19 protein-coding genes are annotated in these 21,441 nt (G+C 65.2%); 11 read left to right on the top strand and 8 right to left on the bottom strand.

Annotated features, from left to right (window positions below; genetic code table 11):
- Window positions 1–14 precede the first annotated feature (14 nt).
- From H7J73_RS05895 to H7J73_RS05875, 5 genes are all read right to left on the bottom strand, one after another.
- Entirely contained in the window at window positions 15–1,502 is a 1,488-nt protein-coding gene (locus H7J73_RS05895) for an APC family permease (RefSeq protein ID WP_264066317.1), read from the bottom strand.
- 340 nt (window positions 1,503–1,842) lie between these two features.
- Window positions 1,843–2,571 carry a sulfite exporter TauE/SafE family protein gene (locus H7J73_RS05890; protein WP_264066316.1) on the bottom strand — a complete coding sequence of 243 codons (729 nt, stop codon included), beginning with the start codon at window positions 2,569–2,571 and terminating at the stop codon, window positions 1,843–1,845.
- 197 nt (window positions 2,572–2,768) lie between these two features.
- The gene (locus tag H7J73_RS05885) at window positions 2,769–3,419 is read right to left on the bottom strand and encodes an SAM-dependent methyltransferase (RefSeq protein WP_264066315.1); all 651 of its coding nucleotides are present in this window, start codon (window positions 3,417–3,419) and stop codon (window positions 2,769–2,771) included.
- Complete coding sequence (locus tag H7J73_RS05880; RefSeq protein ID WP_264066314.1) at window positions 3,416–4,651, bottom strand: acyl-CoA dehydrogenase family protein; 1,236 nt, start codon at window positions 4,649–4,651, stop codon at window positions 3,416–3,418. The genes H7J73_RS05885 and H7J73_RS05880 overlap by 4 nt, the downstream gene beginning before the upstream one ends.
- A 67-nt stretch (window positions 4,652–4,718) precedes the next feature.
- The gene (locus H7J73_RS05875; RefSeq protein ID WP_264066313.1) at window positions 4,719–5,393 is read right to left on the bottom strand and encodes a GntR family transcriptional regulator; all 675 of its coding nucleotides are present in this window, start codon (window positions 5,391–5,393) and stop codon (window positions 4,719–4,721) included.
- A gap of 149 nt (window positions 5,394–5,542) precedes the next feature.
- Here H7J73_RS05875 and H7J73_RS05870 point away from each other — a divergent pair, with 149 nt between their 5' ends.
- Genes H7J73_RS05870 through H7J73_RS05845 form a run of 6 tightly spaced genes read left to right on the top strand, consistent with a single transcriptional unit; the run spans window position 5,543 to window position 10,807 of the window.
- On the top strand, window positions 5,543–6,205 hold the full coding sequence (locus H7J73_RS05870; protein ID WP_264066312.1) for an ECF transporter S component: 663 nt from the start codon (window positions 5,543–5,545) through the stop codon (window positions 6,203–6,205).
- Entirely contained in the window at window positions 6,202–7,698 is a 1,497-nt protein-coding gene (locus tag H7J73_RS05865; protein ID WP_264066311.1) for an ABC transporter ATP-binding protein, read from the top strand. Before H7J73_RS05870 ends, H7J73_RS05865 begins: the two co-directional genes overlap by 4 nt.
- Window positions 7,695–8,468, top strand: a complete 774-nt coding sequence (locus tag H7J73_RS05860) for an energy-coupling factor transporter transmembrane component T family protein (RefSeq protein ID WP_264066310.1) — start codon at window positions 7,695–7,697, stop codon at window positions 8,466–8,468. Before H7J73_RS05865 ends, H7J73_RS05860 begins: the two co-directional genes overlap by 4 nt.
- Window positions 8,455–9,018: a nucleoside/nucleotide kinase family protein gene (locus tag H7J73_RS05855; protein ID WP_276030933.1), complete on the top strand. Its 564-nt coding sequence runs from the start codon at window positions 8,455–8,457 to the stop codon at window positions 9,016–9,018. Before H7J73_RS05860 ends, H7J73_RS05855 begins: the two co-directional genes overlap by 14 nt.
- On the top strand, window positions 9,015–9,941 hold the full coding sequence (locus H7J73_RS05850; protein ID WP_264066308.1) for an ABC transporter substrate-binding protein: 927 nt from the start codon (window positions 9,015–9,017) through the stop codon (window positions 9,939–9,941). The genes H7J73_RS05855 and H7J73_RS05850 overlap by 4 nt, the downstream gene beginning before the upstream one ends.
- A complete protein-coding gene (locus tag H7J73_RS05845; RefSeq protein ID WP_264066307.1) occupies window positions 9,938–10,807 on the top strand; it encodes a sulfurtransferase in 870 nt (289 codons plus the stop codon). The genes H7J73_RS05850 and H7J73_RS05845 overlap by 4 nt, the downstream gene beginning before the upstream one ends.
- A gap of 117 nt (window positions 10,808–10,924) precedes the next feature.
- On the opposite strand, the gene H7J73_RS05840 is transcribed toward H7J73_RS05845, so the two are convergent.
- The 3 genes from H7J73_RS05840 to H7J73_RS05830 all read right to left on the bottom strand — a co-directional run bounded on the left by H7J73_RS05840 (window position 10,925) and on the right by H7J73_RS05830 (window position 14,692).
- Window positions 10,925–11,731 (bottom strand): TauD/TfdA dioxygenase family protein, encoded by an 807-nt coding sequence (locus H7J73_RS05840; protein ID WP_308207389.1) that lies wholly within the window; start codon window positions 11,729–11,731, stop codon window positions 10,925–10,927.
- 117 nt (window positions 11,732–11,848) lie between these two features.
- The gene (locus tag H7J73_RS05835; protein WP_264066306.1) at window positions 11,849–13,159 is read right to left on the bottom strand and encodes an NtaA/DmoA family FMN-dependent monooxygenase; all 1,311 of its coding nucleotides are present in this window, start codon (window positions 13,157–13,159) and stop codon (window positions 11,849–11,851) included.
- A 3-nt stretch (window positions 13,160–13,162) separates the two neighbouring features.
- A complete protein-coding gene (locus tag H7J73_RS05830) occupies window positions 13,163–14,692 on the bottom strand; it encodes a purine-cytosine permease family protein (protein ID WP_264066305.1) in 1,530 nt (509 codons plus the stop codon).
- 130 nt (window positions 14,693–14,822) lie between these two features.
- Between H7J73_RS05830 and H7J73_RS05825 the strand changes: the two genes are divergently transcribed.
- The 5 genes from H7J73_RS05825 to H7J73_RS05805 all read left to right on the top strand — a co-directional run bounded on the left by H7J73_RS05825 (window position 14,823) and on the right by H7J73_RS05805 (window position 21,432).
- Window positions 14,823–15,914, top strand: a complete 1,092-nt coding sequence (locus H7J73_RS05825) for a sulfate ABC transporter substrate-binding protein (protein ID WP_264066304.1) — start codon at window positions 14,823–14,825, stop codon at window positions 15,912–15,914.
- A gap of 6 nt (window positions 15,915–15,920) precedes the next feature.
- Window positions 15,921–17,654, top strand: a complete 1,734-nt coding sequence (locus tag H7J73_RS05820) for a SulP family inorganic anion transporter (RefSeq protein ID WP_264066303.1) — start codon at window positions 15,921–15,923, stop codon at window positions 17,652–17,654.
- 233 nt (window positions 17,655–17,887) lie between these two features.
- A complete protein-coding gene (locus H7J73_RS05815) occupies window positions 17,888–19,348 on the top strand; it encodes an ABC transporter permease subunit (RefSeq protein ID WP_435405423.1) in 1,461 nt (486 codons plus the stop codon).
- Window positions 19,345–20,145, top strand: a complete 801-nt coding sequence (locus tag H7J73_RS05810) for an amino acid ABC transporter ATP-binding protein (RefSeq protein ID WP_264066302.1) — start codon at window positions 19,345–19,347, stop codon at window positions 20,143–20,145. The genes H7J73_RS05815 and H7J73_RS05810 overlap by 4 nt, the downstream gene beginning before the upstream one ends.
- Window positions 20,146–20,226: 81 nt before the next feature.
- On the top strand, window positions 20,227–21,432 hold the full coding sequence (locus tag H7J73_RS05805; protein WP_264066301.1) for an LLM class flavin-dependent oxidoreductase: 1,206 nt from the start codon (window positions 20,227–20,229) through the stop codon (window positions 21,430–21,432).
- Window positions 21,433–21,441 lie beyond the last annotated feature (9 nt).

Genomic DNA, 21,441 nt, shown 5'->3' with positions numbered 1-21,441 from the left:
GGAGCGACGCGAACTCACGCAGGAGTTGCCGTGTCCTTGGAATTCAGTCCATCGCTGCGCGCCAACGCCGCACCCGCGCGTCTCGCTGCTTCCGGCCGCGCCAGGACCAGGGCAACTCCCACCACTAGCCACAGCAGGGCGAGGATGGGAAACCACGCGCCGTCACCGATTGGATAGGGCACCACATTTCGGAACAAGGTGTAGGCGAGCACCACCAGCCCAGCCACCGGGACCACGATCTCCCACCTGGCCACCTCGCCCCTACCCGGGCCGAAAAACAGCAACCGGACGGCACCGATGGTGGCCAGTGCATAGGTGATCAGGAGGATGAGAACTCCCACCGAACCGCCATCGGCGAAGATCTCGAATGGCGTCAGTCCGATGGCCGCGGCGACTGCGCCGACGATGGCCGTGGCGCCGACCACCGTCAGCACGGCTCGAGTCGGGACGTGGTGGCGCTCGGAGATATCAGCCAGCCGGGCCGGCCCGAACCCGTCCCGGGACAGCGCGAACACCAGCCGCGAGGCGCCCGTGACGGAGGCCAGAGCGGAACCGAACGCGCTGGCGATCACCCCGGCGGTGATCAGATCGCCGACCCAGCCCGCGACGTACTGGCTGCCCAGATCGCCCAGGAGCGACCCCGACGAGGTAAGCGCCTGCACGCCGTCCGCGTCGGCGCCGAACGCCGAAACCTCGACGGCAGTGACGAGGATGAAGAAACCGCCGGCGAACACCACCGTGCCCAGGATGGCCTGTGGGATGGCCCGTTTCGGACTTTCGGTTTCCTCGCCGAGGGTGGCCGCCGCCTCGAATCCAGCGAACGCGAGAAAGCCGTAGACAACGCCGAGGAAGACTGCGGTGATGGGGGTGCCCGTCGGTACCGAGAAGACCGACCACGAGAACGTGTGTCCACCGGGAGCGTGATGGGTGAGCAATCGGACCAGGACGACCAGGGTGACGACCAGGATCAGCCCGACCGTGACGCCTTCGATGCCGAGCAGCGCCCGGGAACCGACCTTGACCGGCCGGGCCGCCAGCGCAGCAACCGCGATCAGCGCCAATGCGCTGAACAGGAATGACGCCCAGTCCGGAGGAGTCGACCAGACTCCAGTGGCGTCCAGAAGCGCGCTGCTGAAGATGCCGACGGCAGCGGAGGTGATGACGGCGAACAGCAGATACACCCCGATCAGTGCCCATCCGGCGACCACGCCGATCCGCGACCCCAGCGTGGCTCCTACGAAACCGTAGACGCTGCCGGCGTGGTGGAACCGTTGCGACAGCCGGACAAAGGTCCAGCTGATCAAGAGGACCCCGACGGTGGCGGCGGCGAAGACCAACGGAACCGCACGCCCGACACTGGAGGCGGCGGCCTGCGGGGTCAGGTTCGCCGCCATCGACGGTGCGAGTAGAGCGAGGGAGACACCGATGGCGCCCCAGACATTCACATCGCGTCGCAGACTCTGTTTGGTCTGCGTGGTACGGGAGCCAGTCGGTCTGGACATGGAATTCCTTGATGGTGATTCATCGAACGGTGGCGAATCGCTCGGCCGCGGGGTACCACCGGCGATGGTCGAAGCCCTGATTCGGTCGACTCAAGACCGAATAATCAAGGGCGAGTGAGGAAACCGTGTGCGTACAGTGAAGTGGCCACAACAGCTCACGTTAGCTACACAGCGCGGAGGCGAAGAATGCGACGTCGAGATAAACCCTCGACCTCAGAACATCATCGTTGCCCACAACGCCACACTGTGGCACCGCCGCGACCGATGGACAACAGATCGGATCGCGTTGATTCATTCCGACCAAGAGCTTTCGCTCATGATGGGCGCCCCCCTGCCGGGATCAGTGCATAGCCGTCGCGATGAACATGCCTGCCGCAGCAACCACGAGAACGAGGTCGATCAGGATGGCGTAGGCCTGTGGCGACAACCGGTGCACGAACCGGCGGATGAGGAAGGGGCCCACCATCAGCGCCGCACCGATCAGAATCCCGCTGGCGACGAGATGCGTTGAGAGCACACCCGACTGACCGAAGGTGCCGAGTTTCGCGGAGTACAACAGCAGCGCACTGGCTGCCTCCGAGCCGAGGAAAGCGCCCCCGCTCAGTCCGAAACCGGTGAAGATCGGCACGCTGAGCGGCCCGGTCGACAGAACCAGACCGGTGAGGAACCCCACCACCGCGCCTGCGACACCCAGGTGCCACAGCCGGACGTGCCAGGCCTGGGCCACCATCATCCTGCGGACCGGAATCATCACGAGAAAGAATGCGCCCAGAAGCCCGTCGACGAGCCTCGGGGAGATCGTCAGCAGCGTATGTGCCCCCAGCGCGGCGGCGGGCAGACCGGGGACGGCATAGGCGAGCACGGGGCGCCACTGAATGTATCGCCACCAGGCGGACACCCGCGCGAGGTTCGCCATCACCGCCGCGATCCCCATCATCGGTACCGCCATCCGCGGCCCATACAGCGTCACCAACACCGGTAGCAGCACCAACGACGAACCTGTACCAACTAAACCGCCGAGCGCACCCGCGCCCAACGCCAGGACGAACACCACGACCAAAGCCACCACGGCAGGACCTTCTCGCCGATGCGGGGCGCACCGACGGAGATCCTCCAGGCTTTTATCCGTTCAGATGACCGTGGCCCGTCTGAGACCACGGTGGCGCCGCTCGGACCAGGCCCGTGTGCGACACGGCGGAACCCTAGGCGCTGTCCCCCACACCATACCGTCGGCAGGAGTGGGTCGAGACAGACACCTCTGCCATCTCAACCCCGCGGCTCGAACTCGAAGAATCGCACCGTGGGGTCGAAAGCCGCTGTGGCACCGCGGAACACCTGCGTGCCCACGCTGAAGCCACGACCTTCCTCGATGTCGAAGCCGACCTCGTCGAAGTCAGCCTCGGCGAACCACTCGCGGATCTGCGGGGTCAGATCGGGCGACTTGCGATGTCGGGTCCACAGCACGGTCGCTCCGGGCTTGGACAGCGCCGGCAGACCACGAATGGTGGTGTGGATATCGGCCTCGTTGACGTTTCCGAAGATCCCACAGGCAAGGACCACATCCGCCGGCACCAGCCCGTCGTAGGCAGAGGCCAATCCAGCGTTTCCGGTCACAACCTCGACACCGTCCAGGTCCAGCTCGGCAGCTCGCAACCTGGCCACCGCCGCCACATCGGGATCGAGCTCCACGAGTCGAGCGGTCACGTCGGCGCGGCGCGGATGCGTAGGCAGGACGCCGAGGACGTCACGCCCTTCGCCGGCGCACAGGCTGATCAGGCGCAGCGGTCCCGGCGGGGCTGCCGACAACGCGTCGGAGAGGCGCCGTTGCACATGCGCGAGCCGATGCGACAGATCAGAATCCGGATCGGCATAACCCTGATGCCAGTCTTTCCAGTCCCGCTGCTGCGCCGTGCTCATGCCAGACCCAGCGCGACAGTACCGATGGCCTCCAGAACGGCATCGGTGTTCGGTGGATGCAGCGATCCAGTGCGGACGTCGCGGTAAAGTCGTTCGAGCTCATGCCGTTTGGACACCGAGGCCGCACCGACCACCTGTACGGCGATATCGACAACCTCGCGCGCGGTCGTCGTGGCGAACTCCTTGGCAGCCAGAGCCCGCAGCCCCGCCCAGTCTCCTGCTTCGGGGTGGGTGACAGAGTCCACGAACGCCGATACAGCTTCGAGTTTGATCTCCGCCTGCGCGATCTGCCGCTGAACTGCCGGCTTCTGTGCGTGCCGAGAAATGCCTGCGCGCAGCGTGGTTCGGGTCTGCGCGCCCAGGATGGCGATATCGAGGGCACGCCGGGCGATACCGAAGTAGACGCTGGACAACAAGGGTAGGTACCAGGCCAGCAAGACGCCGATGTAGTCGGGATAGACCGGCCCGACCGGGTGGCGGGCCACGGTCTTGTGGGACTCGGCGAGCGCATTGTCGAACACAGTGTCGTGGCTGGCCGTAGCCCGGACGCCCAGCGTGTCCCAGGTCTCCTCGATCCGCACACCCGGTGTGTCGCGGTTGACGAAAGTGTGGACGATGAGGGGGTTTTCGGGGTCGGAGTCGTCGCGGGCATGCACCCCGATCTGGTTCCACACCGGCGACAGCGAGGTGAACACCTTGCGTCCGGTGATCCGGTAAGACCCGTCCTCCTGCGGCACCGCGCGCACCTGTGCATCGTCGAGTCCGACGTCGTTACCGCGTTCGCCGTGCCCGGCTGCGAACACCTGTCCCGCAGCGATGTCCTGCAGTAGCCAGTCCAGCCCGTCGATACCGCGAGCGGACGCGTCCGTCGCCGACCCGGCCCAATAGAGATGCATGTTCACCGCCAGCGCGGTCGCAGGCGCCCAGTAGGCCAGGTGACGCTGTTCCTGCGCGAGTTCGGTCAGGGACAGCCCCGATCCGCCGAGCCCCGTCGGTAATGGTGCCTTCAGATAACCAGCTGCAACGAGCTCGGCGAAATCGTCGGCGAAGAACGCATTCTCGGCGTCGTAACGCGGGGCCCTGGCATGGAACCTCTGGTAATCAGCCTCGGTGAAGAACCGACTGCGAAAACCGTCGGCCAGCGGACTCGTCCCGCTCACAACGTGTGGATCTGGGCTGGACGGGTCCTGGGCGGCGCCCAGCACGGAAGGAGCTGCGTCGGTGACGGTCATACGTCGATCCTGCCAACCCCGGACGGGCACACCAGGCTTCGATTCGGGCAGATTGTTTCTGCCGGTGTTACTGATCCTTCGGGATGCCGGGATAGGTAACACCCTGTCCCGGCACGACAGCCGACGATCGCACGAACGCGTCGAGTCGCTGTTGTTTGGTACGCCGCAGATGCTCGGCGATCGCAGTCCCCGCGGTGGCACCGTCGCGGGCTTCGATCGCGCCGAGGATGATGCGGTGTTCCTCGGCGACCACCCCGAGGTCGTCGTGATGGTGGGCCGCGTCGCGGTCATAAACCCGCAGGCGAGCGACCAGGTTGACCAGCGTCTCGTAGAGCGTGGCATTGTGCGACGCCGCCCACAGCACTTCGTGCCACTTCGAGTTGAGTTGTCGTGCCACAGCAGGGTCTTCCTCGTGATCGGCCTGTCGAAGCAACTGTGCGAGCTGGGCCAACTGAAGATCGGACCGACGGGTTGCTGCGGCGTCAGCGGCGGCGCGCTCGAGCACGATCCGCACGTCGTAGATCTCGATGACGTCATCGGGAGCCCCCGACCGGATGCGATATCCGCGGGCGGCCCTGGTGATCAGTCCCTCTTGTTCGAGCCGATTGAGCGCCTCCCGCACGGGCGTCCTGGATACGCCGTAGGCGGCGGTGAGCGCGGACTCGCTCAGCGGCTCGTCCGGCGCGAAACGGCCCGCCAGCAGATCCGCGCGGAACACAGCGTGAAAGGGCGTTCGGTGCACCCGACCTCCGTCGTCGATCGATCTACCCCGAGAATACGTAAAGGCATTTTCTGTATACAAGAAATACTCATAGTGAATCCAACCCGCGCTAGATGCCTGCCCGCTCTCCATACTGGGGCTCTCACGCGAAGCAGCCCGAAGGAGCACCCATGAGTCGTCCGCACCCTGACGCGACCACGCCATCGACCGAACCCGTCAGCATCGGCCGGAACCTGCGTTGGCGGATCGTCGATATCGTCGTCGCCAGCGTGCTCGCGGTGGCCGCCGGCCTCATCTTCGTGTTGTGGAATATCGCGTCGAATCCCATCAGCGCACCGCTGGGCGCGCTGCTCCCCGGCCTACAGGCCCTGGTCGGTGGCGGCTGGCTGTTCGCGGGCGTTCTGACCGCCCTGGTGATTCGTAAGCCGGGCGCGGCGTTGTACGGCGAGCTCGTCGCGGCCTCGGTGTCCGCGCTCGTCGGAAATCAGTGGGGTGTCCTCACCCTGGAGTCGGGCCTCGTCCAGGGCCTTGGTGCCGAACTGGTGTTTGCCGTCTTCCTCTACCGGAGGTGGAACCTGCCCGTCGCGTTGCTCTCGGGTGCAGTTGCCGGTGTCGCGCTGGCCATCAATGACCTCATCCTCTGGTACCCGGGATCCGCGGTCGCCTTCGCCGTCATCTACACCGTCAGTGCCATCGTCTCCGGCATCGTGCTTGCCGGACTGTTGTCGTGGTACGTGGTCAAGGGACTGGCCAAGACCGGCGCACTGAGTCGGTTCGAATCGGGCCGGATCGAGTCCGGCCTGGTGGGGCGGCCTGTGAACACCGCACGATGACCTCTGTGTCGGACGTCGCCGGTGGGGTTTCTGTCACAGCCACGGGCTGGGGCTGGCGCCACGCGGGTCGGTCCGACTGGGCAGTGCACGACCTCGACCTGTCGATCGCCGCGGGCGAGCGTGTCCTGCTTCTCGGGCCGTCGGGAGCGGGCAAGTCCACCGTCTTGCACGGCCTGGCCGGACTTCTCGGCGGCTCCGAAGACGGCGTGGAAGCGGGCCGGCTCCTGGTAGGCGGAGCGCATCCCAGCCAGCGCCGCTCCTCGATCGGCATGGTGTTGCAGGACCCCGATTCGCAGGTGATCCTGTCCAGCGTCGGCGACGACGTCGCCTTCGGGATGGAGAACTTCAACGTCCCCCGCGAACTGATCTGGCCGCGCGTCACGGAAGCTCTGAGTGCAGTGGGTCTCCGGGTTCCGTTGGACCACAGCACCTCTCATCTGTCCGGTGGCCAGAAGCAGCGGCTGGCCCTGGCCGGGGTCATCGCCATGAACCCCGGCCTGATCCTCCTGGACGAGCCGACCGCCAACCTCGACCCCGCCGGTGTCATCGAGGTGCGTGACGCCATCGTCGCGGCCGCCGACCGAACCGGGGCGACCCTCGTCGTGATCGAACACCGCACCGAGGTCTGGCTTCCCGTCGTCGACCGCGTCATCGTCCTGGGCTCCGTGGGTGAGATCGTCGCCGACGGCACCCCGGCCGACATCATCCGGCACGAACACGACTACCTGTTGGAGTCCGGCGTCTGGGTTCCCGGCGTCCCGGCCCCGGTACTCACCCGGGCCAGGTCCGCAGCGCCCGGAACCCTGCTCACCGCAACCGACCTCGGGCTCGGTTACGCGTCCGGCCCCCGACTACTGACCGGATTGAACTTCGAGATCGCCAGGGGCCGAACCACGGTCGTCACCGGCCCGAACGGTGCCGGCAAGTCGACACTCGCGTTGACCCTGGGCGGACTGCTGCCCCCCGCGCAGGGACGAATCCAGGCCGACGCCGATTTCGCCCCCACGCCGAAACGCCGCGAACCGATCCGCTGGCGTTCCAAAGAGTTGCTCAGCCGGATCGGCAGCGTCTTCCAGGATCCCGAGCACCAGTTCCTCAAAGGTACCGTTCGCGACGAGCTGGCCCTCGGGCCGCGGGCACTCAAACGCAGTCACGACGAAACCACCGCTCTCACTGAGGAATTGCTGGAACGACTTCGTCTGAGCCATCTAGCCGGAGCGAACCCCTACACCCTGTCTGGCGGTGAGAAGCGCCGACTGTCCGTCGCGACCGCGCTGGCAGCCAGACCGGACCTGATTGTTCTCGACGAGCCAACCTTCGGTCAGGACCGGCGAACGTGGGAGGAACTGCTGCGATTGCTCGCCGAGATCGTCGATGGAGGTACCGCGATCGTCGCCATCACCCATGATCTGGAATTCGCCGCAGCCCTGGCCGATGGCACCATCACGTTGCCCGCATGGGGATCCGCGGCCGTGTCGGACGGTGTCCGATGACGACCACCGCCCCCGCCGCCAACCGGGCACTGAATCCCGTCGCGAAGCTGGTGACCGCGCTCGTGATCGCTGCCGCGCTGGTGCTCAGTGTGGATTGGGTCTCCGCCCTGACCGCGTTGGTCCTTGAGATCGGACTGCTCATCGCCCTGCGAGTGCAGTTGCGGCCCTTTCTCATTCGTAGTGCGGTCATCGCCACCGCCGCGGCCCTCACTGCGTGTACGATCCTGCTTTACGGCGAGCCGAGCGGCACCGTGCACTGGCATTTCCTGCTGATCAATGTCAGCGACGGGTCCATCGCCCTGGCGCTCGCGACGTTCCTGCGCGTCCTGGCCATCGCACTGCCGTCGGTGTTCCTGTTCGTCGACGTCGAACCCACCGAACTCGCCGACGGACTGGGCCAGGTGGCGAAGCTGCCTGCGCGATTCGTGCTCGGTGCACTGGCGGGTCTGCGACTGATCGGGCTGCTCCGGGAAGACTGGCACTATCTCGGCTACGCCCGCCGGGCGCGCGGCGTCGCCGACCATGCCCGACTGCGCCGAACAGCCGGGCAGGCGTTCGCACTGCTGGTGTTCGCCGTCCGCCGGGGCTCCAAACTGGCCACCGCGATGGAGGCCCGCGGATTCGGCGCGTACCCGACCAGGACCTGGGCGCGGCCGTCGACATTCGGGGGACGCGAACTGGCGTTGATCGGTGCGGGCATTGTCATTGCGGCTGCGGCGATCTCGGTCTCCGTCGCCACCGGGGCGTGGAATTTCATTGGTACTCGATGAGGCCGTGCGCCGCCTCGGCGCCTCCGCCGCGACGACCGTCCTCATCGACGGGCGCTCCGGGTCGGGCAAGTCGACATTGGCCACCCAGCTGAGCCGGGCCTGGGACGACAGCGTGCTGGTGCGGCTGGACGATATCTATCCCGGGTGGGATGGGCTGCAATGGGCGGCCGAACACGTCCAATCCTCGTTGCTCCGGCCGCGTTCCGAACATCGCCCGGGACACTGGCGCAGCTGGGACTGGGCAGCGGGAAGCCCGGGGCCCTGGCACACGGTCGATCCGGAGCGGCGACTGATCGTCGAAGGAGTAGGAACGCTGACCCCGGGCAGTCGGTCCTTGGCAGACCTGGCCATCTGGGTGGACGCCGATGACGACGAGCGTAGACACCGGGCGCTGAGCCGCGACGGGGAAACCTATCTGCCGCACTGGGATCGGTGGGCGGCGCAGGAAGACGCGTTCATCGCCCGGTATGACCCACGACGCAGCGCCGACCTGATCGCCACGTCGGCAAAAACAGACGAGTTCACCCTGACGGCAGTAAGGACATCATGACGACTCATCTTTCACTGGCGCTGGAGTACTTCCACCCCTGGCCCAATTCCGCGGGGTTCTACCTCGCCCGCCACCACGGCTGGTACGCCGACGCCGGCATCGACCTGGAGATCCGGTCCGTCGACCCGGGTATCGGTGACAGCCTCGAACACCTCGACCGGGGACTGGTCGACCTCGCGGTGTTCCCCACCAACCGGCTGCTGGTCCGCGTCGAGAGCGGGCAGCAGCTCCGCGCGCTGGCGGCGGTCAACCAGCGCGGACTCGAGACGATTCGCACGCTGGAAAGCAGCGGTATCCGCACGCTGGCCGATCTCGCCGGACGGCGCCTGGCGCTCAACCCCACCCCCCGCGGGTTGGCGATGGTGCGCGAGCTGGTCACCCGCGCCGGCGGCCGATCCGATGACGTGATCCTGGTGGACGTCGGCACCCGTGAACTGACCAGCGAGGAGCTCGCCGGCGGCGCGGCAGACGCCACGTTCGGATCGTATTGGGCGTGGGACATTCTGCTGAGCGAACACCCGGACCGGCCCGAACGAGTCTGGCGCGTCGACGACGAGTTGCCCTTCAGCTACCACAGCTATCTGCTGGGTGCGCGAGCCGACTTCACCACCAGCCATCCGAACCTGCTCGCCACCTTACTCGACGTCACTGAGCGTGGCTTTCGTTATGCAGCAGAGCATTTCGATGAAACCGTCGACGTGCTGCACGGGGTGACGCCCTACTTCCCCGTCGATGTCATCGGCCGATCACTGGAGGCCATCTCGGAGACCTGGTTTCATGACGGGAGGTGGGGCACCATCCGCCGCGAGCTGGTCGAGCCATACGCACATTGGCTGGCCGAGCACGCCATCCTGACCTCACCCCAGGGATGGGCACAGGGGTTCCTCGACATCCCCGCCGTCGAGGCCGGCACCACCAGATGACCCGGAACCCCGTCGTCTCGACGCAGGAACTGCACCGGATGCGCAGTGGCGCAACGCCACCGATGATCCTCGACGCCACCCTCCTGTTGCGACGCGCCCAGTTCGACGGCGACTTCCACGCCGAGAGTGGCCGCACGCAATGGGAAGACGTCCATATCCCGGGTTCGGTACACGTCGAGGTGGACACCCAACTGTCGGTACCTGACGCGACGCATGACCGACACCCGTCACCGCAGGCACTCGCCGACGCGCTGGCGCGGATTGGCATCGGTCCGCGAACGCCGGTCGTGGTCTACGACACCACCGGCGGGCTGTGGGCGGCCCGGGTCTGGTACCTGCTGCGCTGGATCGGAGTGCCGGTCACCGTGCTCGACGGCGGATTGGCGGCCTGGCGTAGCGCCGGGCTACCCGTCGAATCAGGACCGCCGGCGTCCGAGCGGGTACCCATACCCGGGTGGACGGCCACCGCGACGCGCGCGGCCTGGATCGAAAGGGACGAGCTCGCCGCAATCTGGGAATCCGCCGGGAACCTCGTCTGCGGCTTGTCTTCGGCGGCATTCACCGGGTCCGAGCCAACCCGATACTCTCGCCGCGGGCATATTCCTGGCAGCGTAAACGTCCCGGCCCGTGCACTTTTCGACGATGCCGGCCTTCTCCGTTCCGAGGCCGAGATCACCGCGCAGTATCGCGAGGCGGGCGTGGATCTCACCAGGGAAGTGCTGCTGTATTGCGGGGGCGGCATCTCCGCCACGGCGAACGCGCTGGCGCTGTCAGCGATCGGAGTGGACCACTTCCGGGTCTACGACGGATCGCTGGAGGAATGGAGCGCAGACCCCGCGCTGCCGCTCGCCGTGGCCGCCGAATAACAGCTCAGATCGCTTCGAACGGCTCGCCGTCCAGGGCAACCGACGCGCGGCCGTCCGCGCCCTGCGGGACGTCGCCCACCAACGTCACCCGATAGAGCCTGCGGTCGTGATCCAAGGTCAGGTCCGTGGGTGCCAGATGGACAGTAGATCTGTTGTCCCAGAACGCGATACTGCCCGTTCCCATTTGAACCGAACCGTGTACTCGGGCCTGGCCAACTCGGCGTAGAACAGCCCGAGCAGCTGGCGACTCTCGTGCGGTGAGACGTCCGCGAGATGGCTGGTGAAACTGGGATTGACATACAGCGCCCGCTCCCCCGTCTCGGGATGCACCCGCACCACCGGGTGTTCGGAGATCAACGGCCGCCTGCTGACGCGGCGCTGGTAGTCCTCGCTGGCCGTCGTCCCATCCGGCGGTGAGAAACGGTGCACGGCGCGCAACCCATCGGCCAGTTTGCGCACCGGAGCCGACAATCCCTCATATGCCGCAACGGTATTGGCCCACAGGGTGTCGCCGCCGTAGGGCGGGACGAGTTCGGCCCGCAGGATGGATGCCGCGGGCGGATTCACCGCCGCGGTGACATCGGCGTGCGAACTGGCCTTGTCCCACCCGCGGTTGCCGGCGTAACGCGCTTTGAAATGGTCTCGGAAGATCGGATAGATCGTCGGATAGTCCGGGTCGGGGATCGCGTCGAAGAGCGGGTGCGCGGGCGTCGGTGCACCGAATGCGCGGGCGAAGCGGAGGTGGTCATCGTGGTCGATGAACTGATCACGGAAGAACACCACCTTCCACTTGAGCAGGGCCGCCCGGATTTCGGCGATCTGCTGGGCGTCCAGCGGCTTGGTGAGATCGGCGCCCTCGATGAGCGCTCCGGTCCAACCGGACAGCGGCGTGACCTGCACACGTGCGTCCGTTACTGCGGTCATCAACCGCTCCCCTCGAAAGTCATCACGATGTAGGACTTTCGACGTTAGGGACGGCTTACGGCCCGAACACCATTTTGGATCGGCATGAGAAGAAGAGGCTGAGCTTAACTGTTGCGCTCAATAGGCCAACAGATTGTCCTTGAACAGGGTGTGCTCGTAATGGGTGCGGGTCAGCCCCCGCCGCTGCAGTTCAGGCACCAGACCGTCCACCACTTCGATCACGTACTTGCGCGTGAGCCGCATCCCGGGCGCTGTGATCAGGAAGCCGTCCCCACCGACCTGGGCCATCAGGCTTTCCAGCCGATCGGCGACCGTGGCCGGTGAGCCGACCAGGGCATCCTCGGTGGACAGATAGGCCGCCGTCAGTTCGCGCAGTGTCTTCCCGCTGCCGCGCTGGATGAACGCCTCCAACGATCCCTTCTCGCCGTTGGTCTGCAGATCATCGGGTAACGGCTTGTCGAGGTCGAATTTGGTGAAGTCGATTTCAACGATTGCGGCGAGATGCGCCAGGGTCTTCTCCAGGTAGAACTCGTTGTTGACGAGCCGGTCCAGTTTCGCCCGAGCCTCTTCATCGGTATCGGCCAGATGCGGCGTGATCAGGAACAGCACCTTGATGTCGTCGGGGTTGCGCCCGTACGCCGCAGCCCGCTCTCGAATATCGTTGCGATAGGCGATCATTCCATCCGGATCTGCCGCGGTGCCGACGACGGTATCTGCGTATTTGGCGGCGAAGTCCTTACCCTGCGGCGACCCACCCGCCTGCGCGAGGACCGGATGGCGTTGCGGCGAAGAAACAGTGTTGAGCGGGCCACGGCTCTTGTAGTACTGGCCCTCGAAGTCGATCGTGTGCACCTTCGTGTAGTCGGCGAACGTACCGGATTCCCGGTCCCGCACCACCGCATCCGGCTCCCACGAATCCCACAGCTGCCGGACGAGATCCACATATTCGTGGGCACGTGCATACCGCTCGTCGTGACGTGGCAGTTCATCGAGACCGAAATTCTGCGCCGAACGGTCCTCAGCCGAGGTGACCATGTTCCAGCCCAGACGTCCGGCAGTGAGGTGGTCCAGAGTGCTCGACAATCGGGCCAACAGGAACGGCGGATAGAACGTCGACGAGAGCGTGACCACCAAACCCAGATGCTTGGTGACATATCCCAACAACGGAATCAGCGGCGCCGGATCGTGTTTGGGCGAGTGTAGGGCGTGCTTGAGTTCGCGCTCGAAACTTCCGCCGTAGGCATCCGAGACCATCAGCTTGTCCTCGAGAAGCAGGTAGTCGAACTTGGCCCGCTCGAGGTGTTGCACCAGTTCGATGTAGAAGCTGCCGGACCAATCCTGTCCGCCGGTGGACCCCCACTGATCGTTCCAGGCGTCGATACAGAAGTTGGCGAACCAACCGAGGTGGAACTTGGGACTCTGTGCCATCTTCTAGCCCTTACCTTCGAGCAGTCCGTACTCAAGCGGCGGTCGATGCCCGACCTCAGACGGGGCCTGCGTGACATCATCGAGTTGCTCGTCGCTCTCGCTGACCGCGGCACGTTCGGCCCTGCGATCCAATCCGCGGGTAAACGCGAAATAGGTCAGTGAAGCCACCAAAAGACCGGCAAGCCAAGAGATATCGATCCCACCAAGCCAATTTCCGATCGGCCCGGTGAAGAACGGTAGGACAGCGAACGGCACCATCGCGGCGAACCCGAGGAAGTAGGCCACAATCCCCCGCCAGGACCAACCGCCATACACGCCGCGTGGAGTGAACAGATCGGTGATGGCGTATTCGCCGCGCCGGATGAAGAAGTAATCCGTGAGGTTGACCGCCGTCCACGGGACCAACAGGAACAGCATGAGCGACAGCGCGTTGCTGGCCGCGTTGATGACGTGGTCCCCGAACGGGATGGCGACGACGAGATAGATCGCGATGGTGGCTGCGGTCACCGAAACCCTCAGGGTACGAGTCGGTTTGACTCGCTTCACCAGATCCACGCCGGTCAGGAACTGCAGGGTCACGCTGTAGGCCGCGGTGGCGGTGCACACCACCAGGGTGGCCGCTGAGGCGAGAGCCAGCACCGCGCCGAACCCGCCGAACACGCTGTTACCGGCGTCATGCAATGCCACCAGGGCGTCGCTGGCGTTGTAGTGCGCGGACAGCCATGCTCCCAACGCAATCAGCCACAGGGCTGACACACCGGCACCGACGTACACGCTGGCGATCAGCGAACGCGACGACGTGCGGGCCGGCAGGTAGCGCGTGTAGTCCGACACCACGGGCGCCAGCGCGATGTTGTAGGCCGCGGACACCGCGAACACCGAGAAGAAGGCCGAGGCGACGAATCCGTGTGAGTCTGCCGGAGGTGTGCTGCCGCCGGCATGGCCCGTCAGCACCGCGACCGTGAAAATGACGACGAGCGGCACGGTGACGTAGAAGACCAGCCGCGACACCCGGTGCAGCGCGTCGTGACCGGCGATGGCGAACAGTCCGCCGGCGATGTTGACGACCAGCCCGATCACCACCGGTGACCACCCGAAGATCTGGGCCAGGCCTTGAGCGGTCAGGATGGTGTAGACCACTCCGAACGCGAGATAGCACGTCAGGGACATGGCCACGACGACGATCACGCCGTAGAAGCCGAACTGTGCTCGTGACTGGATGATCTGCGGCAGCCCCAAGCGGGGTCCCTGCGTGGCGTGAAAGGCCATAAAGAAGGTGCCCACGAGCAGTCCCAACGCCGAGCCGAGAATGGCCCAGCCGACGCTCAGCCCGAGCGAGGGGCCGGTGAAGCCCAGCGCGATGGTGAAGAAGCTCCAGTTGGCGATGAAGAAGAGCGGACTGACCTTCCACGGCGTGCCATGCCGCTCCTCAGGCGTGATCCAGTCGATGGAACGGGTTTCGATATTGGTACGTCCGCCGGACGCCGACCCATCGTCGGGCTGTGCTGCGGGTGACGTGATCTCAGTAGACACGATCGAGAATCATTGGCCCACTTGATTCTTGAAGTCCACCGATTGCGTCCCGTTGATTTTTTCCCGGTCGATAAAATCAGAGCGATTCTCGCCGCTGTCTTTACTCGCCGTCGCCACTAACGTCGGTTCGATGGGTGACGACACCAGGCGACGTCGATTGTCGGGAGTCCCGTGGCTCAACGTGCTCGGCGTGGTCGCCATCGTGCTCGCTGGGGTGCTGATCACCGTGCGCAATCTGCCCGATCACACCCCGAATCAACTGCTGAACGTGTCCTACGATCCGACCCGCGAGGTCTACGCCGCCCTGGACAAGACCTTTGTCGAGCAATACCGACAGCAGAGCGGTGTCAGCGTGGACGTCACACAATCCCATGGCGGCTCGGGACGCCAGGCGCGCAACGTCATCGACGGCTCGGAGAAAGCCAACGTGGTGTCGTTGGCGCTCGTCAGCGATGTCAACGCACTCCAGAAACGCGGGTTGATCGCCCCCGGCTGGCAGCAGCGGCTGCCCAACAACTCGATCGCCTACACCTCGACCATCGTGTTCGTCGTCCGCAAAGGCAATGCCAAGGGAATTCACGACTGGCCGGACCTGGTCAAGGATGGGGTGGCCGTCGTGACACCCGACCCCCGCACGTCCGGCAACGGCCAATTGAGCTTCCTGGCCGGCTGGGGCTCAGTCACCACCCGCGGTGGTACCCCGGCTCAGGCGCTGGACTACCTCAAGTCGCTGTACCGGCACGTCGCGGTCTTCGATGCGGGCGCCCGCAGTTCGGCCGCCAGCTTCGCGCTGCAACAGATCGGCGATATGCATCTGACGTGGGAGAACGAAGCATTGCGCGAGGTCGCCGACAGCAACGGCCAGCTGGAGATCGTCTACCCGCCGGTGAGTATCAAGGCTGAGCCCGCCGTGGCGTGGGTCGACGCCAACGACACCGACCCCAAGACCGCCGCCGACGCCAAGGCCTACCTGCAATACCTGTTCACCGACCCGGCCCAGGAAACCTTGGCCCAGTTCGGCTACCGACCGGTGAACCCGCAGATCCTGGCCAAGCATGCCGACCGGTTACCGAATCTGAAACTGTTTCCCGTCACCGCGATCGCCAAGGACTGGGACGATGCCCGCCAACAGTTCTTCGCCACCAACGGGATCTACGACGTGGTCTCCGCCTCCGCACCCGCCGCGCCGTCGCGCATCGTCCCCAACGCGCAAGGAAGCTGAGCCGCCATGAGTTTCGCTGTGAACTACTCGTGGCCCAAGGGCCGCAGTGATCTGGTCGCGGGTCTCACGGTTGCCGCCGTGGCGTTACCCCAGGGCATCGCGTATGCACTCATCGCCGGTGTCGACCCGAAATTCGGCGTCTACTCAGCGATCGTGGTGACCGCCGTCGCCTCGATCTTCGGCTCGTCCGCGCACCTGATCAACGGGCCGACGAGCGCCATCTCGCTTTTGGTTTTCAGTTCGCTGGCCTTCATCGACCCGGAGAACCGTACCGTCCTGTTCGAAGCGCTGTTTGTGCTCGGTGTGCTCGTCGGGGTCTTTCAAATCCTGATCGCAGTGTTCAAACTCGGCGACCTGACCCGCTACATCTCCGAATCGGTGATCATCGGCTTCATGCTGGCGGCCGCGTTCCTGCTCGCCGTCGGCCAGATCGGTAATGCGCTGGGCGTCAAGGACAAAGGCAACGGCCACATGCAGGTGCTGCACCGGCTGTATCTGACGCTGTTCCATGGCGACAAGATCAACCTACGGGCTGTGTTGCTCAGCGTCACGGCGGTCGTGGTGGCCGTCGTGCTGCGTAGGCTGGTTCAGAAGTTCGGCTGGCCGCAGATCGACCTGCTGGCCGTGCTTGTCGTCGCGGGGATCGTCGCGTATGCCGCTGGATGGTCGTTCCCGGGCGCCGACGGCAAGTCAGCGGTGGCCGTCGCGGCGAAGGTCCCGCAGAGCCTGCCCACTCCCCATATTCCGATTCTCGACGTGGGCTCGCTGGCCGAGCTGTCCCGCGGCGCCTTGGCGATCGCCTTCATCGGTCTCATCGAGGCGCTGTCGATCGCGAAAGCCATTGCCCATCAATCGCAACAGAAGATCGACTACAACCGTCAGATCCTGGCCGAAGGCCTGGCCAATCTGACCGGCGGCTTCTTCCAGGCTCTACCCGGGTCGGGTTCGCTGTCACGGTCGGCGATCAACTTCCAGGCCGGCGCTGCGACGCGGTTCTCGGGGATCGTCTCCGCGGCGACGGTGGCGGTCGCTCTCCTGTTGTTCGCCCCATTGCTTCACTACGTCCCGACCGCCGCGCTGGCAGGTCTGCTGCTGGTCACCGCAGTCCGCCTGGTGGACTTCAAGCGCCTGGTCACCACAGTGAAGGCATCGCGCTATGACGCGGGCTTGGTGGTGATTACCGCGCTCGCCGGGGTGCTGTGGGACCTGGACAAGGCGGTGCTGCTCGGTATCGCACTGTCGGTGGTGATGTTCGTGCCACGGGCAGCGAAGCTGAAGGCATCCGAATTGATCGTGACCCCGGAACGTGTGGTGCGCGAACGCCTTTCCGACGACCCCGTTGATCCGTCGACCATCATCTTCGACCTCGAAGGCGAGCTGTTCTTCGGCGCTGCCCCCGAACTCGACCGCTACTTCGACACATTGCGTGCGCGGATCCACACCGACGGCGTTGAGTTCGTCATCCTGCGCCTCAAACGCGTCCGTGATCCCGACGCGGTGTGCATCGAGCGGCTGGAACATTTCCTGCGTGAGGAAAACGGGAAGGCCGCGACGATCCTGCTGGCCGGTGTCCGGCCCGACACGCTGAAGGTGTTGCACAACATCGGCTTCCAGAACTGGTTCCCCGCCGAGCAGGTATTTCCCGAGGAGGATCAGGAGTATTCGGCGACGCTGCGGGCCGTGCGGTACGCCCACGCGCGGCTCGACCGCACCGGGGATCCGCTCTACTACCTGGTCTGAGAGTGGCCAGATCGTTAGCCACAACGGGACAGTCGATGACATGGCCACGAGGTGATCCTGCGTTGGACAGAGAAACCCGAAGACGGAGGTCGAGATGGGAGCCCCCAGATGGACGGACCAAGCTCGTCGACCAGTACGACCTCGGTCAGGCGTTTTGATCCGGTCCTTAGGACATATCAACACAAGTGATCGGAACCCTGGGGCAACGTCCAGCAGATTGCTAGGTTCCGTCAGTGGCCCATAACGTCCGAAGAGCTCTGCTCGCGGCAACCCTGCTCGCCGCACTCCTGACCACCGCCGCCTGCGGATCAAGTCAGAACAGCACGTCCCCTGATGTGCTCCGAGTCGGCACCGAAGGCACCTACGCGCCGTTCAGCTTCCAGGATCCCGCTTCGGGTCAGCTGGCCGGCTATGACGTGGACGTCGCGAAAGCGGTCGGCGACAAGCTGGGCAAGAAAGTGGAATTCGTCCAGACACCCTGGGATTCCATCTTCGCCGCGCTGGAAGCCAACCGCTTCGATGTGGTGGCCAACGAGGTCTCCATCACTCCCGAACGCCAAAGCAAGTACGACCTGTCCGAGCCCTATTCGGTCGGCGAAGGCGTCATCATCACGCGGGCCAACGACAACTCGATCACGTCGCTGGACGATCTCAAGGGCAAGACCGCGGGTGCCAGCATCACCAGCAACTGGGCGCAGGTCTCCCGTGACGCCGGCGCGACAGTGGCGCCGGTGGAGGGATTCACGCAGGCGATCACCCTGCTCAACCAGGGCCGGGTGGATGCGGTGGTCAACGACAGCATCGCCTTCCACGCGTACCAGGCCGAAACCAATGACCAGTCGGTCAAGATCGCCGCGACAATCGGCGAAAAGAGCGAACAGGGTTTCGCGGCCCGTAAGAACAGTGGTCTGCTGCCCGAGCTGAACAAGGCCATCGACGAACTGAAGGCCGACGGCACGCTGGCGAACATCTCGCAGAAGTACCTGAAGGCCAACGCCTCCGGCGCACCGGAGGCCGGCGCCGCTGGGCACCGCTCCGCGTGGAAGCTGATCGCCGACAACCTCTGGCCGTTGGCGAAGGCCGCCCTCACCGTCACCATTCCGCTGACCATCATCAGCTTCGTGATCGGCCTGGTGATCGCGCTGCTCGTGGCACTGGCCCGGCTGTCGTCGAAGGCTGTGCTGTCGAATATCGCGCGGTTCTACATCTCGATCATCCGCGGCACCCCGCTGCTGGTGCAGTTGTTCATCATCTTCTACGCGCTACCCCAGCTCGGGATCAAGCTCGAGCCGTTTCCGGCGGCGGTGATCGCGTTCAGCCTCAACGTCGGCGGCTACGCGGCCGAGATCATCCGCTCGGCGATCCAGAGCATCCCCAAGGGTCAGTGGGAAGCAGCCGAGACCATCGGCTTCAACTATGTCGGAGCCCTGCGCCGCATCATCCTGCCGCAGGCCGCCAGAGTGGCGGTACCACCGTTGTCCAACACCTTGATCTCGCTGGTCAAAGACACCTCGCTGGCCTCGACCATCCTGGTGACCGAGCTGCTGCGCGCAGCGCAGGTGGTCGCGGCGCCGACGTTCGAGTTCTTCGCGATGTATGGCACTGCGGCTGTGTACTACTGGATCATCTGCCTGGTGCTCTCCTTCGGCCAGAGTCGCCTGGAACACCGACTGGAAAGGCATGTGGCTCGATGACGGATCACGGCACCGCAGACAACACCCCGCCGGCCACCACAGAGGTCGAGTACCGGGTCACCGCCAGCGGCGTGGAAAAGGCGTTCGGAAGCAACAAGGTCCTCAAAGGTGTCTCGTTCACCGTCGAACGGGGCACGGCGACCGCCATCATCGGGCCGTCGGGATCGGGCAAGACGACGCTGCTGCGCACGCTCAACGCGCTCGACAGGGCCGACGCGGGCGTCATCCGGGTCGACGACGTCGAGATCGACTTCTCCACCCCTACCCCCAAACCCGACGTACGCCGGTTCCAGTCGCGCAGTGGTTTCGTGTTCCAAGGTCACAACCTGTTCCCACACAAGACGGTGCTGCAGAACATCATCGAGGGACCTGTCATCGTGCAGAAGCGGCCCAAGGATGAGGCCGTGGCGGAGGCCGTGGAGCTTCTCGACCAGGTCGGGCTCGCCGCCAAGAAGGACCAGTACCCATACCAGCTGTCCGGCGGTCAGCAGCAGCGGGTCGGCATCGCCAGAGCTCTGGCACTCAAGCCCAAACTGGTGCTGTTCGACGAGCCCACGTCGGCTCTCGACCCCGAACTGGTGGGTGAGGTGCTGTCCGTCATCAAGGATCTCGCCGTCGAGGGGTGGACGCTCGTGGTCGTCACACACGAAATCCAATTCGCCAAGCAGGTTTCCAGCCAGGTGCTCTTCACCGATCAAGGCATCATCCTGGAACAGGGCACACCCGAACAGGTCATCGGCGACCCCAAAGAAGAGCGCACCCGGCAGTTCCTGGAGCGCATCCTCAACCCGCTGTAGGCCTTCGGCGCACGACATCCAGGAATGGACTTCGTCGGCCGATGGTTACCCACAGAGTCGAAAAGTCGAAAGTTGGTGCCCGTGAGTGTTCCCTCGAATCACTTTCATCTCGCCGTTGCCCTCGACGGAGCGGGTTGGCACCCGGCGGCATGGCGCACCGACAATGCCCGGCCGGCCGAGCTGCTGACCCCCGGCTACTGGACCGACCTGGTAGCCGAAGCCGAACGGGCCACGCTCGACTTCGTCACGATCGAGGACAGCTTCACCCTGCAGTCCGAGGACAAGTTCGTGCCGGACCAGCGCACCGACCGGGTTCGGGGGCGGCTCGACGCCGTCCTGATCGCGGCACGGGTCGCACCGAAGTCCCGACACATCGGACTCATCCCGACAGCTACCGTCACCCACTCCGAGCCGTTTCATATGTCAAAGGCGATCGCGACGCTGGACTACGTGAGCACCGGCCGCGCAGGCGTGCGAGTACAGATTTCCGGCCGGCCAGATGCGGCAGCACATTTCGGCCGCCGCGAGGTGGTCCCAGTCTCCTATGCCTCCCTCGACGACCCTGCCGTAAGGGCCAGTGTTGCCGCTTATTTCGACGAGGCCGCCGACTACGTCGAGGTGCTGCGCCGGCTGTGGGACAGCTGGGAAGACGACGCGGAGATCCGCGACGTCGCCACCGGCCGGTTCATCGACCGAAATAAGTTGCACTACATCGACTTCAAGGGCGAATGGTTCTCTGTCAAGGGACCCTCGATTACCCCGCGGCCGCCGCAGGGTCAGCCGATTGTCGCCGCACTCGGTCACGGCGACGACGCGTACCGGTTGATCGCCCGCAGCACCGACGTCGGGTTCGTCACACCGCACGACGCCAGACAGGCCGCGGCCATCGTCGAGCGGATCACGGCCCACCGACCATCGACCGAGCGAACCGATCCCCCGGTTCGGGTCTTCGCCGACCTGACAATATTTCTCGACGAGACGCAGCAAGGGGCGGAGGCGACGCGCGCTCGCCTCGACGAGCTCGCCGGCGCTGAATTCACCAGTGATGCGGAGATTTTCGTCGGCACACCCGGACAGCTCGCCGATCTTCTGCAGGACTGGCACGCCGGCGGACTGTCCGGATTCCGGCTACGCCCCGGTGCACTGCCCGATGACCTGGTCCAGATCACCGAAAAGCTCGTCCCGGAGCTGCGCAGGCGCGGCCTGTTTCGCACCGAATACACATCCGACTCCCTGCGCGGGACCTTGGGTCTGAGCCGTCCCATCAACCGTTACGCGTCAGCCTGAGACGAGGAG

Source organism: Mycolicibacterium komossense, from assembly GCF_025822605.1.
GTDB lineage: Bacteria > Actinomycetota > Actinomycetes > Mycobacteriales > Mycobacteriaceae > Mycobacterium > Mycobacterium komossense.
The sequence above is the reverse complement of the archived record's forward strand: the minus strand, read 5'-3'. Positions and strand labels throughout refer to the sequence as shown.

Coding starts and splice junctions, on each gene's coding strand:
- H7J73_RS05820 (WP_264066303.1), top strand. CDS start 15,921: ATGAGTTTCGCTGTGAACTACTCGTGGCCCAAGGGCCGCAGTGATCTG.
- H7J73_RS05825 (WP_264066304.1), top strand. CDS start 14,823: ATGGGTGACGACACCAGGCGACGTCGATTGTCGGGAGTCCCGTGGCTC.
- H7J73_RS05850 (WP_264066308.1), top strand. CDS start 9,015: ATGACGACTCATCTTTCACTGGCGCTGGAGTACTTCCACCCCTGGCCC.
- H7J73_RS05885 (WP_264066315.1), bottom strand. CDS start 3,419: ATGAGCACGGCGCAGCAGCGGGACTGGAAAGACTGGCATCAGGGTTAT.
- H7J73_RS05880 (WP_264066314.1), bottom strand. CDS start 4,651: ATGACCGTCACCGACGCAGCTCCTTCCGTGCTGGGCGCCGCCCAGGAC.
- H7J73_RS05835 (WP_264066306.1), bottom strand. CDS start 13,159: ATGGCACAGAGTCCCAAGTTCCACCTCGGTTGGTTCGCCAACTTCTGT.
- H7J73_RS05865 (WP_264066311.1), top strand. CDS start 6,202: ATGACCTCTGTGTCGGACGTCGCCGGTGGGGTTTCTGTCACAGCCACG.
- H7J73_RS05845 (WP_264066307.1), top strand. CDS start 9,938: ATGACCCGGAACCCCGTCGTCTCGACGCAGGAACTGCACCGGATGCGC.
- H7J73_RS05860 (WP_264066310.1), top strand. CDS start 7,695: ATGACGACCACCGCCCCCGCCGCCAACCGGGCACTGAATCCCGTCGCG.
- H7J73_RS05870 (WP_264066312.1), top strand. CDS start 5,543: ATGAGTCGTCCGCACCCTGACGCGACCACGCCATCGACCGAACCCGTC.
- H7J73_RS05895 (WP_264066317.1), bottom strand. CDS start 1,502: ATGTCCAGACCGACTGGCTCCCGTACCACGCAGACCAAACAGAGTCTG.
- H7J73_RS05840 (WP_308207389.1), bottom strand. CDS start 11,731: ATGACCGCAGTAACGGACGCACGTGTGCAGGTCACGCCGCTGTCCGGT.
- H7J73_RS05810 (WP_264066302.1), top strand. CDS start 19,345: ATGACGGATCACGGCACCGCAGACAACACCCCGCCGGCCACCACAGAG.